Below are 15,944 nucleotides of genomic sequence, written 5' to 3'. Positions count from 1 at the left end.
GGAATCCTTCGGATTTAGCCCGGGTTTTTACGACATATAGGCTGTGCCGGGTTCAAGGAAACCGGAAATTCACGGATTGTATCCAAGAAGCCCCAACACATCATCCCCTGAAAAGGGGCGCATCAACACCGGAAAGGGGCTGTTGCTTGCCGCTTCCTCTGCTGCGTCCCCTAGCAGGATAACCTTGGTCTTGAGGGCACCAAAAAGGGACGATAGATCACTGGCGGCAAAATCGTCCGGTCCGATATTAAGGAAAGCGAACTCAACGCCTGCGGGCTGCTTGGCCGCTTCGATCGCCTCGCTCTCGGTCTCTACTGTGACCGCTTGGGCGGCGGGAAAATGCTCTGCGATTGCGCCAATTAGATCGAATTGTACCAGTCCGGTAATGCCCATCACCAGAAAACGGCTGTCATTAGTCGTCATTAGATCGCCCCAGAAGCCAAGTAAAAGCCTTACCTAACTAGTCTGATAAAGACTGTCTTTAATATTTGACATAGTAAGGGAACGAAATCCACATTTGCCGGTTGGTTCGAGAAGGTTGCGTTCTGGACGCTCTGGTCCGATGGGGGGCACGACTTGGACGATTTACGTAAAATCAAGAACTTACTGACGTTTATTGCGGTCATTTTGGCATTTGCGGCAGTTTATGTGGCAAGGGATATGTTTCTGCCGATTATGATCGGTATGATCGTCGCGTTGACCTTCAGTCCCGTGGTGCGCAGTTGTTCCCGTGTTGGCATCCCTACGCCGGTGTCCGCTGCTGCAATCATATTCGGAACCGGTTCGATCCTGTTTTTGGGCTTTTACCTGCTCAGCGGCCCAGTGTCCCAGATCGTGTCTGATGCACCCGCGATGGGCAACGAGTTACGCGAAAAACTGAAGGGAATTCTGGCATCCATAGAAAACGTCAAGAACGCCAGCGAACAGGTTGAGGATTTGGCCAGCGGAGGCGACGGAGCGGCGGTTGTGGCGGTGAAACAGCCCGGTTTGCTGGCCTTTGCCGCGGGCAGCATCTTCAATTTCATGGCGCTTACCGGCCTTGGTCTGATTTTTGCCCTGTTCATTCTGGCTTCCGGAGACTTGTTTTATGACAAGTTGGTTGATGCTTTTCGGACATCATCCGACAAACGCCGGGCCAAAAACACAGCCCGGGCCATCGAACGCCAGATTTCTCGCTATTTCCTGACCATTACGTTGATCAATGCGGTACTCGGCCTCTGTGTCGGCTTTGCGATGCACTTTGTTGGCCTGCCAAACGCAGTTCTTTGGGGCGTCGTGGCCTTCGCGCTGAACTTTCTGCCCTTCCTCGGCAGCCTGTTTGGTACCGTGCTTGTTGCCGCCTTCGGCGTCCTGAGCTTTGATACGCTGGGGTTGGGGCTGCTGCCGGCGATGGTCTATGCGCTTTGCACCTCATTCGAGGCCCAGTTCGTGACACCGACAATCCTTGGCCGCAGCCTGAACATGAACACGGTTTCGGTTTTCCTGACTGTGATTATTTGGAGTTGGTTGTGGAGCGTTCCGGGGGCGTTGATGGCGGTGCCGTTTCTGGTGATGTTGAAAGTGATCTGCGACAATGTGCCCAGCTTGGCCGTCTTGGGTAATTTTCTGGGAACAAAAACGCTTTCAGAGGCAAAACAGTGAACATTTTCTGTCGGATCTGACATGCCGCCGCGCCACGGGGGAAACCGACAGGCGGGCAGGGCGCAGCCCCTTTGGGTGCTACCCGACCTCTTAACAAGAAACGCGTTTCGCCCTGTGGGCGCTGGGACTTTCGCTGTGACGCAAGGCATTCAGCCAAACGGTCAATTGCTGTGCCCATAAAACTTCGTCCCGTTGTCATCTGCTTAGTTGACGCTCTTTACCGTATCAAATAGAGAAGGCATTGCTGAGCGGGCGTTGTGTAATGGTTAAGACCTCAGTTTTCCAAACTGAAGATGAGGGTTCGATTCCCTCCGCCCGCTCCAGTGACACCCTGCCTTTGACATGCTCTGGACTTGACGCTGACGGCCAGCCGCGCCATCAGGCAGGAACGCTATAGAGGAAGTCCAATGGCAGCTGCGCCACTCCCCGCGCCGAATGGCAATAAGGAACGCGAAAAATCGCGCCGGTTTGGATCATTGCGGGCCTTGGTGCCTTTTCTGATGCCATATCGCTGGCTGATGCTGGCCGCTGGTGTTGCTTTGGTGACAACGGCCATGGTCTCGCTGGCAATGCCGCTTGCGGTGCGCCGTGTGGTCGACAATTTCGACACCGCTGATGTGCAGTTGCTGGATCAGTATTTCATGGCGGCCTTGGCGGTTGCTGCGCTTTTGGCGCTGGGCACGGCGTTGCGGTTTGCGCTGGTGACGCGGCTGGGGGAACGGGTTGTCGCTGATATCCGGATGGCTGTGTTTGACCGTGTGATCGGCATGAGCCCGGCCTTTTACGAACGTATCCTGACCGGCGAGGTATTAAGTCGGATCACCACGGACACCACGCTGATCCAGTCGGTGATCGGGTCCTCGATCTCCATTGCGCTGCGTAACTTCCTAATTTTTATCGGTGGTTTGATCCTGATGCTGCTGACCTCGGCCAAGCTGGCGGGGCTGGTCCTGTTGATCGTGCCTGCTGTGGTGGTGCCGATCCTGACACTGGGCCGGCGGATGCGCGCGCTAAGCCGCGAGACCCAGGATTGGATTGCAGCCTCGTCTGGCAATGCTTCGGAAAGCCTGTCTGCGGTGCAAACCGTGCAGGCCTTTACCCATGAGAACGCCAGCCGTTCACAGTTTGCCACCATCACCGAAGCCTCGTTTGACAAGGCCAAGGAACGGATCAAAATCCGTGCCTTTATGACTGTAATCGTTATTTTTCTGGTGTTTTCCGGGGTCGTCGGGGTGCTGTGGATCGGTGCCCGAGATGTGCGCGGCGGTGACATGACCGCGGGTTCACTGGTGCAGTTCGTGATTTATGCCGTAATGGTATCAGGGGCGGTTGCGGCGCTTTCGGAAATCTGGAGCGAACTGCAACGCGCCGCCGGTGCCACAGAGCGGCTGGTTGAGTTGTTGCAGACCGATGACACGGTGCTTGACCCTGACGCGGGCAAAATGTTGCCCCAGCCGGTGCGCGGCGAGATTGGCTTCGAAGCGGTGCAGTTTACCTATCCTGCGCGGCCCGATGTTATTGCCCTTGAGGGGGTCACGCTTGATATCAAGCCCGGTGAGACCGTCGCATTTGTCGGCCCGTCCGGTGCCGGTAAAACCACCATCATTCAGCTGTTGTTGCGTTTCTATGATCCTCAGTCCGGGCGGGTCACGCTGGATGGTGTCGATCTGCGCGACCTAACCCGTTCAGAGTTCCGCGCCGCGGTGGCACTGGTGCCGCAGGATCCGGTAATTTTCGCAGCCAGTGCCGCAGAGAACATTCGCTTTGGTCGGCCTGATGCCACCGATGCCGAGGTCGAAGGGGCGGCCCGTGCGGCGGCTGCGCATGACTTTATCGCAGCATTGCCCGAAGGTTATGACAGCTATCTGGGTGAGCGCGGTGTCATGTTGTCAGGTGGCCAGAAACAGCGTATCGCCATCGCCCGTGCCATTCTGCGGGATGCACCTGTGTTGTTGCTGGACGAGGCCACCAGCGCATTGGACGCCGAGAGCGAGCGCGCCGTGCAAGAGGCGGTTGATATCCTCAGCCAAGACCGCACCACTCTGATTGTGGCGCATCGTCTGGCCACGGTGAAAAAGGCCGACCGCATCGTGGTTCTGGATCAGGGGCAGGTCGTCGCGACCGGCACCCATGACGAGCTTGTGGCCAAGGATGGCCTTTATGCACGGCTTGCCCGCCTGCAATTCACGGATGGGACAGCAGCCCCGTAATTCCCCCTTTTACCCGTGATGCAAAACGGGCCATACTCCGTCTGAACGCATATAAGGAGAGAACCAAATGGGTTTGTGGAGTTTTGTTAAAGGTGCTGGCAAGAAAGTATTCGGCGGCGATGATGACGCCGAAGTTTCCGGCGCAGCGCTGCATGACGAACTGAAAGACCTTGGGCTGGATGCCGAGGGCCTTGAGATCACCGTTGAAGGGGATCAGGTCAAGGTCAGCGGCAATGCTGTTAGTCAGGAAATGAAGGAAAAGGTTATTCTGGCTGTGGGCAACGTCGAAGGCGTGTCGGCAGTGGATGACCAGATCGCAGGGGGCGAAGGCGAGCCGACGTTCCACACAGTTGAAAAGGGCGATACCCTGTCCGCGATTGCGCAAAAGACACTTGGCAAAGCATCCCGTTATCCTGAGATCTTCGAGGCCAACAAGCCCATGCTGACCCATCCGGATAAGATTTACCCGGGTCAGGTTCTGCGTATTCCAGCGGCTTGATATCAACGACGGCCCGCTTTGCGGACGTCAGAGAGAAACAAGAGCGGCGGCACCTGTTGGTGTCGCCGTTGTTTTTTGGTTTTGTCAGAAGTTACGCCGCGTTTTGCCCCAACCGATACTTGCGAAAAAACCGAATAGGCCGCATCCTTTCCCGACAAATAAGAGAGGCCGAAAACCGGCTGAATAGGGAGGAGAGGCGATGCCATACGCCGGGATGACAGACCGCAATGCGATTGTTGCGCAGATGCCATGGGCTGACCGTGATGTGCCCACGACACTTTACGGACAGCTGAGTGAAACCACACAGAAGTTCCCCAATCACAAAGCAATTTCCTATCAGATCCTGTCGGGTCCGAAGGACAAATCGGAGACCTTTACCTGGACCCAGCTGCACGGGCGGGTGTCGCAAACAGCAAACATGCTGCGGGGGCTGGGCATCGGGCCAAAGGACGTGGTGGCCTATGTGCTGCCCAATTGTAACGAGGCGGTAATGACCCTGCTGGGTGGGGCGGTTGCAGGCATCGCGCAACCGATCAACCCGCTGCTTGATCCGGAACAGATTGGGTCGATCCTGCGTGAAACCGGGGCTTCTGTTGTTGTTACCTTGCGGCCTTTCCCCAAAACGGACGTGGCCGAAAAAACGGCGCAGGCGGTCAAACTGGCCCCGGGCGTGCATACGGTTCTGGAAGTGGATCTGGTGCGTTACCTGACCCCACCAAAGTCGTGGATCGTGCCTTTGATCCGGCCCAAGGGGAAGGTGGGAAATCAGGCCAAGTACCTTGATTTTAATACTGAAGTTGACAAGCATCCGACGAAACTGGCGTTTGAGGATGTCCAGCAAGATCGCGTGGCCTTTTACTTTCACACCGGCGGCACCACGGGAATGCCCAAGGTTGCCCAGCATCTGTATTCCGGTGCCATCTATAACGGCTGGGTAGGGGCGCAGACCCTGCTGACGGCAGATGATGTGATGTTGTGTCCGCTGCCACTGTTCCATGTTATGGCCTGTCAGGTCATGCTGATGGGGGCTGTTGCTTCTGGTGCGCATGTGGTGTTCCCGACGCCGCAAGGCTACCGCGGGGAAGGGGTGTTTGATAACATCTGGAAGCTGGTGGAACGCTATAAGGTGACCTTTGTGGTCTCTGTGCCCACAGCGCTTGCCGCCACCATGCAGGTGCCGGTCAATGCGGATATCTCGAGTGTAAAAACCGCGTTTTCCGGGTCGGCCCCGCTGCCGCTTGAATTGTTCCGGCGGTTTGAAAAGACCACGGGCATGACCATTGTCGAAGGCTATGGAATGACCGAAGCCACCTGTCTGGTGTCAGGCAATCCGGTGGATGGTGAAAAGAAAATCGGTTCGATCGGCATTCCGTTTCCCTATACGGACGTCAAGATTGTCAAAGGCAGTGCAGAGGGCGATGTCGAGGCCGGTGTGGACGAGATTGGCGAGATTTGTGTGTCCAACCCCGGCGTTTATGTCGACAACACCTATACCGAAGCGGAAAAGAACAAGGGATTGTATTATCAGGGTAAATACCTGCGTACTGGCGATTTGGGGCGCGTGGATGCGGACGGGTACCTGTGGATCACGGGGCGTTCAAAGGACCTGATCATCCGGGGTGGTCACAACATTGACCCCGCCGAAATCGAAGAGGCGCTGCTGGGTCATCCCGCGGTCAGCTTTGCTGGTGCGATTGGCCAGCCGGATGCGCATTCGGGTGAATTGCCCTGCGCCTTTGTCGAGCTGGTCGAGGGGGCGACGGTCACGCCGGAGGAGCTGATCCTGTATTGCAAGGAGCATGTGAAAGAGCGTGCAGCGCAGCCCAAGCACATCAAGATCATGGGCGAGCTGCCCAAGACGGCGGTGGGCAAGATCTTTAAGCCTGATCTGCGCAAGGACGCGATTACGCGGATCTACGACGATGCGTTGACCACGGCGGGCCTTGCGGCGCGGGTGGATCATGTGATCGACGACAAAAAGCGTGGGCTGGTCGCCAAGATTGCCATGAACGGTACGCAGGACGCAGAGGTTAACCGCGTGCTGGGCGGCTACACAAGGCCATGGGATGCTGTTTGATGGCCACTGACTACACCCGGCTGATAGACGCGCAGACATGGGCTTATATCGCCCGTCTGGATGCGGCCTATCCGCCGGATGCAGTGCAGATGAGCATCGCAGAGCAGCGCGCGGCCTATGATGACATGTGCCGTGTGTTCCATGCCCCGCGCCCGGCGGGGGTGGGGGTGCGTGACCTTGCTTTTGGCGGTGTGACTTGCCGCCAATACACCCGCGCCAAAAGTGACGTCACAGTGATCTATTATCACGGCGGCGGCTTTGTGGTGGGGGGCTTGGACAGCCATGACGACATCTGTGCGGAACTCTGTGACCGTACAGGTTTTGACGTGATATCAGTAGATTACGCCCTTGCCCCCGAGGCGGTATTTCCCCGTTGTTTCAATGATGCATGGGCAGCGTTCGAGGCCATCGCACAAGAGCGCAGCGGCGACATCCTGCTGTGCGGGGACAGTGCGGGCGGTAACCTTGCGGCGGCAGTGGCCCATCATGCGCGGGGCCGTGTGGACGGGCGGATCATCGGACAGGTGCTGATCTATCCCGGGCTGGGCGGGGACCAAAGCAAAGGGTCTTATGTGACCCACGCCAATGCGCCGCAACTGACCATGGCGGATCTGGAGTTTTACAAGACAGTGCGCACTGGCGGGGCAGATGTGCCCGAGAATGACCCCCGATACGCGCCGCTGCATGATAATAATTTCAAGGGATTACCTGCCACAGTTGTCATCAGCGCGGAATGTGATCCATTGGCCAGTGACGGCGAGGCCTACCGCGATGCGGTGCGGGGCGCGGGCGGCAAGGCGGTGTGGTTTAACGAGGCGGGAATGGTTCATGCCTGCCTGCGCGCGCGCAATATGAGCGCACGGGCGGCGGTATTTTTTGACCGGGTGGTCGAGGGGGTCACGGCCCTAGGGCGGGGCGACTGGCCCTATTGATCTAAGGCGTCCCGCCTTTAACCTGAGCCCGCATATATCGCTTTTCGCGTTCGACCAAAGGGAGAGGCGGCGCATAAGCGTCTCATGTTTAAGGTGGATCGCTCTAGCTTAGAAAACTCTTGGCTTTCATGGTGTTAGCGGCTTGTGCCCCGAGCCTGTGCAGGATCGTCGGGGCCAGCTGCACCTGATCAATCACGGTGTCCGCGGGCGGGCCTTCGGCGGGCCCGAAGTAATACAGGGCAGTTTCCTGTTGCAGTGCCCCGCGTCCGCCATGGTGGCCGCGTTCGTCCTGTCCGTGATCGGCGGTCACGATGATTTCATAGCCTGCGGCCAGCCATTGCGGGATGAAGGGGGCCAGCATCTCGTCCATGACGTGACAGGCGTGGTCCATCTCCTGACTTTCGTGGAAAAACCGGTGGCCCATGCTGTCCAAGGTACAGGTGTGCAACATGCCATAGTTCAGCCCGTGGCGCAGACAGAGGTTGGTCAGCGTGGCAAAGAGATCGACGTCTGACGGGGTCATCTGATTGATCAGCCCGTAACCCGTCATGGTGTGGAAGCGGCCATGGTTGATGGTGTCGCTATCGGGTTCGTCATATTCGATATCACGAACGTAATCAAAGGGATGGCGGTTAAAGAACTCGGACCAGAAGGAATGGGCAACCGCCCCTGTCACGCCGCCGGCGGCGCGGGTCTGTGCAAAAACATCCTTGTGTTTCAGGCGGAAGACATTGCCGTTGCCGGTGCAGCCGTGTTCCTGCGGGGTGACACCGGTGTGGATCGTTGCATAGCAGGAGGCCGAGGTGGAGGGCAGGGCGGCGCGGTGTTTCCAGACGCGGGCATCGCCGCTGTCGACCCAGCCTTCGAGATTGCCGAACAGGCGGCGGAAATTGCGGTGAGGTACACCGTCGAGAATGATCAGCAGAAGTTTGTTGTCCATGGTGCGGCTCCGTTCTGGATGAGGGTATGGTGGCCGAGGGGGCCGTTGCGCGCAATGGTTAATGACGGATGACCAAGGGGCCGGCGAATCGGGGTGAACCCGTTGTTAAGGATGGGAAAACGGCGGATCACCCCGGGTACACCTCCCGTACACCTGTGATGCACCGGCAGGCGCCTGATTTGCGGGGTTAATGCAGGGTTCGATGGGGCAGGCGGGCACTTGGCCCGCCATGCCGCGTTAGTTTCCGGCGCTTTCCATTTTGCGATGCGCAAGCACCTCTTCCAGCCAGCCGAGTTTCATTTCCGGCACAGATGACAGCAACAGGTCGGTATAGTCATCAAAGGGCGGTGCCAGCACCTGTGACTTGGGACCGTAGCGCACCACCTTGCCTTGCAGCATCACGGCGATACTGTCGGCGATGGCTTTGACCGTGGCCAGATCGTGGGTGATGAACAGATAGGAGACATCCTCGATCTTTTGCAGTTTCAGCAGCAGTTTCAGAATGCCGTCTGCAACCAGCGGATCGAGCGCTGAGGTGACCTCGTCGCAGATGATCAGCTTGGGTTTGGCGGCCAGCGCACGGGCAATGCAGACACGTTGTTTCTGACCGCCGGAGAGTTCCGCCGGATAGCGGTCCTGAAAGCCGTCGCCCAGTTCGATTTCATCCAGCAGTTCCTGAATGCGGGTCTGTTTGGCCTTGCCCTTGAGGCCGAAATAGAATTCCAGCGGTCGCCCGATGATGGTGCCCACGGTCTGGCGCGGGTTCATCGCAGTATCGGCCATCTGATAGATCATCTGTAACTCACGCAGGTCTTCGGGGCTGCGGGTTGGCAGATCCGGCGACAGGGTGCGCCCGTCAAAGGTGATGCTGCCCTGTGAAGGAGGCAGAAGCCCGGTGATGACGCGGGCGAGGGTGGATTTGCCGGAACCGGATTCGCCGACGATGGCCAGTGTTTGCCCGGGGTGCAGATCGACACTCACATCCTTGAGGACGTCAAAATCGGTGCCGCGATAGCGCGCGGTGATGTTCTCTACCCGCAGCAGGGGGGTGTCGGTTGGGGTTTTCTCTTCATGGGCGATGGAGCGGACCGACACCAGCGCCTGTGTGTATTCTTCCTGCGGGTTATTGATGATCTGGTCGGTGGTACCGTATTCGACCATGGCCCCTTGTTGCAGCACCATGATGTGATCCGATACCTGCGCGACAACGGCCAAATCATGGGTGATATAAAGCGCGGCCACACCGGTGTCGCGGATCGCTTCCTTGATCGCGGCCAGCACGTCGATTTGCGTGGTCACGTCCAGTGCGGTGGTGGGTTCGTCAAAGACCACCAGATCGGGTTCGGGACAGAGCGCCAGTGCGGTCATGCAGCGTTGCAGCTGGCCACCCGAGACCTGATGCGGGTAACGCTCGCCGATGTTTTCGGGATCGGGCAGGCCGAGTTTGTCAAACAGGGCGACGGCGCGGGCTTCGGCTTCCTTCTTCGAAAATTTGCCCTGAAAGATTGCCGCTTCGGTGACCTGTTCCATGATCTTTTTGGCTGGGTTGAAAGAGGCGGCAGCAGATTGCGAGACATAGGTGACTTCCCCGCCGCGCAGTTTGCGCACGTCGCGCAGGCCGGATTGAAGGATGTCACGGCCATTCACGTGGACCTCGCCGCCGGTGATTTCGACACCACCGCGCCCGTAGGCCATGGCGGCAAGCCCGATGGTGGATTTGCCGGCACCGGATTCCCCGATCAGGCCAAGGACCTTGCCCCCCTCAAGGTCGAAGTCGACGCCATGCACGATTTCAATCGCGTGGGGGCGTTCACCGGGGGGATAGACGGTTGCCCCGATCTTGAGGCCGCGAACTTGCAAGAGAGGCTGTTTGAGAAGTGGTTCTGACATCAGCCGCGCCCTCCCTTAAGTGATGTGGTCCGGTTCAGGATCCAGTCGGCCACGAGGTTGATCGAGATGCACAGGGTGGCGATGGCATAGGCCGGATAAAGTGCCGCCTGAATGCCGTAGTTGATGCCTTCCTTGTTCTCCTTCACGATGCCACCCCAATCCGCCAGCGGCGGTTGTACGCCAAGGCCGAGGAACGACAGGGTCGAGATGAACAGCACCGCAAAGATAAAGCGTAGGCCCATTTCCGCGATCAGCGGTGACAGGGCGTTGGGCAGGATTTCGCGAAAGATGATCCAAGCGGTTTTCTCGCCACGCAGGCGGGCGGCTTCGACATAGTCCATCACTGTGATGTCGACGGCAACGGCGCGTGCGAGGCGGAAGACGCGGGTGGAATCCAGCAGGCCCATCAGCAGGATCAGGATGAAAGTGGTGGTTGGCATGACCGACAAGACCACCAGCGCAAAGATCAGCGAGGGGATCGACATGATCAGATCGACAAAGCGCGAGATTGCCTGGTCAACCCAGCCGCCAGAGACCGCCGCGAAAAAGCCGAGGACAGAGCCCAATGTGAAGCTGAGGATGGTGGCCATGGTCGCGATAAAAATCGTGGTGCGCCCGCCATAGATCAGGCGGGTGAGCAGATCACGCCCGATGCTATCCGTGCCCAGCAGGAACTGTGACGAGGAGGGTTCCCAGACATCGCCCACCACCTCGGCCATGCCGTAGGGGGCAATGAGCGGGGCAAACAGGGCCATCAGGAAATACAGGCCGGTGAAGAACAGGCCGATGAGGGCGGAAATTGGAATGTTCTTCATTTTGGATGCCTCAACCGTGGATTTGCTAGGATTGAGACGATGTCGGCAATCAGGTTCAGCCCGATATAGACCGCGGCAAAGATCAGCCCGCAGGCCTGCACCACAGGCACATCGCGTTTGGCAACGTGGTCCACAAGGTATTGCCCCATGCCGGGATAGGCAAAGACCACCTCGACCACGACCACGCCAACCACCAAATAGGCAAGGTTGATCATGACCACATTGACGATCGGGGCGATGGCGTTGGGAAAGGCGTGTTTGGCGATGATCTTTAGCATCCCCATGCCCTTGAGTTCCGCGGTTTCAATATAGGCCGATTGCATCACGTTCAGGATCGCGGCGCGGGTCATGCGCATCATATGGGCCAGCACCACGAGGGTCAGCACCATGACGGGAATGGCAATGGCGTTCAGCTTTTGGCCCAGTGACATGCTGTCATTGATGATGGCGACAGAGGAGAACCAGCCCATCTGGATGGAAACCCAATAGATCAGGACATAGCCGATCATAAATTCAGGGATCGAAATGGTTGTGAGGGTCACTGCCGAGATCAGCTTGTCGGGAATGCGGTCTTTGTAACGCACCGCCAGCAGGCCAAGGAAGATGGCCAGTGGTACCGATATCAGGGCTGCCCAGAAGGCGAGGAAAAGTGTGTTTTTGAGGCGTCCACCAAGGCTTTCGGCGATATCGCGTCCGTTGGTAAGGGCGGTGCCAAGGTCGCCTTGCAAAAAGCCTCCGAGCCATTGGAAGTAGCGCGCGACAGGCGGGTCGTTCAGGCCCAGTTCGGCACGCATGTTGGCGAGGCTTTCGGGGGTTGCAGACTGGCCAAGGATTTGCTGGGCCACGTCGCCGGGCAGCAACATTGTGCCGCCGAAAATAAGGATGGATGCTGCGAAGAGGAGCATCAAGCCCAGCGCAACGCGCTGAGCTATCAGTTTCAAAATGGGGTGCATGATCAGGCCGCCCTTAAGCGTCCTTCAACCAGCATTTGAAATGCGACATGTTGTTCATCACCGGGCCGTTTGGATCGTTGACCCAGCCACCGATGTTGTTGGACACACCGTTCACAAAGTCGTTGAACATTGGCAGGATCAGACCACCTTCTTCGTTCAACATGCGGCCCATCTTGGAATAGAGTTCCTTGCGCTTGGCGTTGTCCAGCTCGGCCTTGGCCGCGTTGAGCATCGCGTCGAACTCTGGACGTTTCCAGCGGGTGTCGTTCCAGTCTGCGGTCGACAGATAGGCGGTCGAATACATCTGGTCCTGTACCGGACGGCCACCCCAGTAAGAGGCGCAGAAGGGCTGTACGTTCCAGACCTCGGACCAGTAACCGTCGTTTGGCTCGCGTTTGATTTCCAGCGGGATACCTGCCGCTTGGGCTGATTGCTGGAACAGGGCAGCGGCATCCACAGCACCGGGGAAGGCACCGTCGGCAACACGCAGAACAATCGGCGAGCCATCGTGGCCGGATTTCGCGTAATGCTCTTTGGCCTTTTCGATGGAATGCTCGCGCTGTGGGATGGTTTCGTCAAACAGCGGGTAGGCGGCGTTGATCGGCATGTCGTTGCCTTTGGTGCCATAGCCGCGCAGGATTTTGTCGACCATTTCGTCGCGGTTGATCGCGTATTTCAGCGCCAGCATCACATCGTTGTTGTCGAAAGGTGCGGTGTCCTTGTGTGCGATGAACACATAGTGGCCACGGCCAGCAACGGATTCAACGCGCAGGTTTGGCGCACGGTCGAGCAGGGCGGCAACCTTTGGGTCAACGCGGTTGATGATGTGGACCTGACCGGATTGCAGCGCGGCAGTACGGGCGGTGGCATCGTTCAGCACCAGCTGTTCGATTTCATCGGCAAAACCACGGTTGTCCGCATCCCAGTAATCATCGCGACGTTTGAAGGCATGGCGCACACCGGGTTCGTCGATTTCAAGGGTGTAAGCACCGGTGCCGATTGCGGCACCCGGATCATCCATGCCGCCGTTTGGCTGGATCATCAGGTGATAGTCGGCCATCAGGAACGGAAGGTCAGCGTTTGGTGTTTCGAGATTGACGATGAAGTTGTCGCCGTCGACCTTCATCTCGGAGATGCCTTTCATGATCCCCAGCGCGCCGGACTTGGAGTCCTCATTCGAGTGGCGCTGCATGGTTTTCAGGACGTCGTCCGGCGTCATGTCTTTGCCGTTCGAGAACGGGATGCCTTTGCGGATCTTGAAGACCCACTGCTTGGCATCGGCAGATGCTTCAACGCTTTCGGCCATGCGGTTTTCGATTTCGCCGTTGGCGTCGACTTCGACCAGCAATTCCCCCCACGAGCGGATGTTGTTCAATGGCGCTTCGGAAGCAACCAGTGCCGGGTCTTGGGTGTTTGTGGATTCACCGCCTGATGAACCGATTTTCATCATGCCGCCACGTTTGGGCGTGTCTGCGGCAGCGCTGCTGGCCAACATGGTGTTGGCAACCGCAGCGGTGACGCCAAGAGCGGCAGCGCGGCCAACAAATTCGCGGCGTGTCATCAGGCCCGAGGCAACCTTGCCCGTCAGATGCTTTAGTTCGTTATTCATAAGATATCTCCCGTGAGGTGTCTGCGCTTGGGCGCAAGTTTTTGTTGATTGATGAATCAACGTTAATCATTTCCGTTCATGTCGCAAGCGTTATTACGGTCGTCGGTTGTTGGGTTTCGGTTAAAGGTGTTCCCTATCAATGCTTTCTGAGACGTCGCGACTGTAGATGCAAGTGTCGTTTTCGAATGCTTCCACGCGGGCTGTCAGGTAAAATTTGCCGGCGTCGCAGGTCATTTCGCAGTGGGTTTCGGTGCGCAAATTGATGTCATCACGGGTCAGGCAGTCGGTCCAGTGGCAGCGCCCTGTGGCGGATAGCGGGTCGTCGGGATGGATAGACCAGTGTTCCCGCGCCACGGAACTCGTGATCAACCCGTGGTCTGAATCACGCGTGGCACCGAAATCATCCTCGATGATCAGGCTGACAATTCCCGTTACCGTATCGGTTTCCTGTCGGCGCACGTGGCTGTCGGCGCGTAGGGTTTCGACCTGCCAAGGCTCTGCCGCGGTAGGTGGTTCAAAGAGATGTTCATCGCCGCCACTGGTCGGGCGTTGCGGCAGGGTGATCTGGCCTGCGGTCAGCCGCAGCGAGGTTGCGGCAGGCGAGGGCCAGAGCAGGGGCCAATAGGCATCCGATATCGACAGGCGCAGGCTGTGGCCTTTGGGGATGCGGTAGGCGATGTGATCCAGTGCAAGGGTCACCTGTTGCGCGGTGCCTGCGGGCATCGGTTTGGGATCAGAGGCGCTGTTGCGGTGCGACAGGTTTAAAACGCCATAGGTGATGCGTGTCGCGGCCCCGTCGGGGTGGATGTGGTTCAGGCGCACGGCAATCTGTGCTTGGGGGTGATCGCTGGTTAGGGTCAGGGTGACCTGCGGTGCCCCGACGATATCCATGTCCTGGGTCAAGGGGGTGCTGTCAAAACACGTCGAAAGTGCATCATCGCCGCGTTGGTCGCCCGGGGTTTCCGGCCCCAGCCATATGGCGCAATATTCGCCGGCCTCGGCACCGCAATGGGCGTGGGAGGCGATGGTGCGTTCTAGCGGGGCGGCGGTGTCGGCAAGGGTCGCGCCGTTGAGGTGCAACGTCTTGCTGGGCAGGTGTGATGTCGCCCCGGTTGCTTCTGCGATCCAGCGCCCGGGGCGGGTTGCATAGGCCCGCGCGGGGCGCACACCGTCCATCAGATAGGCGCGGTAGTCGGGATCATCCTCAACGCCGGTATCTTTGTCCTTGAGCCAGCGGTCCCACCAGCGCAGTGCCTCTTGCAGGAAACCGATGCGCGGTTCGGGGACGGCGAAATGCGGGTATTTATGCACCCATGGCCCGACGATGCCCTTGGCCCCGGGCAGGGCCTCGACCAGCTGTGGAACAGCGTTTTTATAGGCATCGCCCCAGCCGCCAACGGCCAGCACCTTGGCCTTGATGGCGGGGTAGTTGTCGATCACGGAGCCATGGCGCCAATAGGCATCGCGGCTTTGGTGGCGCAGCCAGACCGCCGGCAAAAAGGGTTCCGCCTCTAGCCGGTCAAGCCACATCTCGCGCCAGTCGGAACGCAGGGCGGGATCAGGTGCGCGTGAGGAGTAGGACCACATGGTCGCCCCCCAGCCGAGGTTTTCGTTCAGCAGGCAGCCGCCTTTGTAGTGGATGTCATCGGCAAAGCGGTCGACGGTGGAACACAGGGTGATCACCGCCTTGAGGGGCGGCGGCGCAAGGGCCGCAACCTGAAGCCCGTTGAATCCGCCCCAGCTGATCCCCATCATCCCGACACGGCCATTGCACCACGGCTGTGCGGCCACCCAGTTGATGATCTCTACCGCGTCGGCCTGTTCCTGTGGGGCGTATTCATCTTCCATTAACCCGTGACTGTCGCCATTGCCGCGCATGTCGACGCGCAGGCAGGCATAGCCGCGTTCGGCAAACCAAGGGTGTGTGAGGGCGTCACGCGCGCAGGTGCCGTCGCGTTTGCGATAGGGCAGGTATTCAAGGATCACCGGGACCGGATCGTCACCGGCGTCTTTGGGCATCCAGACGCGGGCCGAAAGGCGGCATCCATCAGAAAGGGTGATCCCAAAGTCGGGATTTTCGGTGATTTCGCGCAGGGCGTTAGGGGCTGTTTTCATGTGGCGAGCGTTGGTGTTAACAGATTTTTTGTCAACTGTTGCTTTGCTGCACTGAAGGGGCTCGTGCAGGCAGAATTACTGGCTTTGGGGCGCATGGGGGTGCCGATTGCGGGGGTGTTTTTACCTAAGTATCCTCCCGCATAGCGAGCATTCTCGAATCGGTTCAAAAAAGCGTCTGGTCAAAATGGCCTTTTCAAGGTAATTATTTGTCCAAGAATAACAGCAGGCACGGGGCGCTTGAACGGCCCGGTCTGGAACATAAA

At 58.4% G+C, this 15,944-nt stretch carries 12 protein-coding genes and 1 tRNA gene; 6 read left to right on the top strand and 7 right to left on the bottom strand.

The window, feature by feature from the left end; genetic code table 11:
* Window positions 1–69: 69 nt before the first annotated feature.
* Window positions 70–423, bottom strand: a complete 354-nt coding sequence (locus HKX44_RS07925; RefSeq protein ID WP_276150727.1) for a hypothetical protein — start codon at window positions 421–423, stop codon at window positions 70–72.
* Between the two features lie 153 nt (window positions 424–576).
* On the opposite strand from HKX44_RS07925, the gene HKX44_RS07920 reads away from it, so the two are divergent.
* The 6 genes from HKX44_RS07920 (at window position 577) to HKX44_RS07895 (ending at window position 7,359) form a co-directional block, all read left to right on the top strand.
* A complete protein-coding gene (locus tag HKX44_RS07920) occupies window positions 577–1,641 on the top strand; it encodes an AI-2E family transporter (RefSeq protein ID WP_276150726.1) in 1,065 nt (354 codons plus the stop codon).
* A 248-nt stretch (window positions 1,642–1,889) separates the two neighbouring features.
* Window positions 1,890–1,964, top strand: a tRNA-Gly gene (locus HKX44_RS07915).
* An 84-nt stretch (window positions 1,965–2,048) separates the two neighbouring features.
* Entirely contained in the window at window positions 2,049–3,851 is a 1,803-nt protein-coding gene (locus HKX44_RS07910; protein WP_276150725.1) for an ABC transporter transmembrane domain-containing protein, read from the top strand.
* A 67-nt stretch (window positions 3,852–3,918) separates the two neighbouring features.
* Complete coding sequence (gene lysM / locus HKX44_RS07905) at window positions 3,919–4,350, top strand: peptidoglycan-binding protein LysM (RefSeq protein WP_276150724.1); 432 nt, start codon at window positions 3,919–3,921, stop codon at window positions 4,348–4,350.
* 199 nt (window positions 4,351–4,549) lie between these two features.
* Complete coding sequence (locus HKX44_RS07900; RefSeq protein WP_276150723.1) at window positions 4,550–6,427, top strand: acyl-CoA synthetase; 1,878 nt, start codon at window positions 4,550–4,552, stop codon at window positions 6,425–6,427.
* Window positions 6,427–7,359 (top strand): alpha/beta hydrolase, encoded by a 933-nt coding sequence (locus tag HKX44_RS07895; RefSeq protein WP_276150722.1) that lies wholly within the window; start codon window positions 6,427–6,429, stop codon window positions 7,357–7,359. Before HKX44_RS07900 ends, HKX44_RS07895 begins: the two co-directional genes overlap by 1 nt.
* Before the next feature lie 103 nt (window positions 7,360–7,462).
* Here the strand turns inward: HKX44_RS07895 and HKX44_RS07890 are convergent, their stop codons facing one another.
* From HKX44_RS07890 to HKX44_RS07865, 6 genes are all read right to left on the bottom strand, one after another.
* Window positions 7,463–8,299: an alkaline phosphatase family protein gene (locus tag HKX44_RS07890; RefSeq protein WP_276150721.1), complete on the bottom strand. Its 837-nt coding sequence runs from the start codon at window positions 8,297–8,299 to the stop codon at window positions 7,463–7,465.
* A gap of 237 nt (window positions 8,300–8,536) precedes the next feature.
* Window positions 8,537–10,189 carry an ABC transporter ATP-binding protein gene (locus HKX44_RS07885; RefSeq protein ID WP_276150720.1) on the bottom strand — a complete coding sequence of 551 codons (1,653 nt, stop codon included), beginning with the start codon at window positions 10,187–10,189 and terminating at the stop codon, window positions 8,537–8,539.
* Window positions 10,189–11,004 (bottom strand): ABC transporter permease, encoded by an 816-nt coding sequence (locus HKX44_RS07880; protein ID WP_276150719.1) that lies wholly within the window; start codon window positions 11,002–11,004, stop codon window positions 10,189–10,191. The genes HKX44_RS07885 and HKX44_RS07880 overlap by 1 nt, the downstream gene beginning before the upstream one ends.
* Window positions 11,001–11,957, bottom strand: coding sequence for an ABC transporter permease (locus HKX44_RS07875; RefSeq protein ID WP_276150718.1), 957 nt, complete (start codon window positions 11,955–11,957; stop codon window positions 11,001–11,003). The genes HKX44_RS07880 and HKX44_RS07875 overlap by 4 nt, the downstream gene beginning before the upstream one ends.
* Window positions 11,958–11,970: 13 nt before the next feature.
* On the bottom strand, window positions 11,971–13,566 hold the full coding sequence (locus HKX44_RS07870) for an ABC transporter substrate-binding protein (RefSeq protein WP_276150717.1): 1,596 nt from the start codon (window positions 13,564–13,566) through the stop codon (window positions 11,971–11,973).
* Window positions 13,567–13,686: 120 nt separating this feature from the next.
* The gene (locus HKX44_RS07865; RefSeq protein WP_276150716.1) at window positions 13,687–15,681 is read right to left on the bottom strand and encodes a CocE/NonD family hydrolase; all 1,995 of its coding nucleotides are present in this window, start codon (window positions 15,679–15,681) and stop codon (window positions 13,687–13,689) included.
* Window positions 15,682–15,944: the final 263 nt, after the last annotated feature.

The organism is Sulfitobacter sp. M05 (assembly GCF_029285175.1).
GTDB lineage: Bacteria > Pseudomonadota > Alphaproteobacteria > Rhodobacterales > Rhodobacteraceae > Sulfitobacter.
This window is presented reverse-complemented; position numbering and strand designations above follow the sequence as displayed.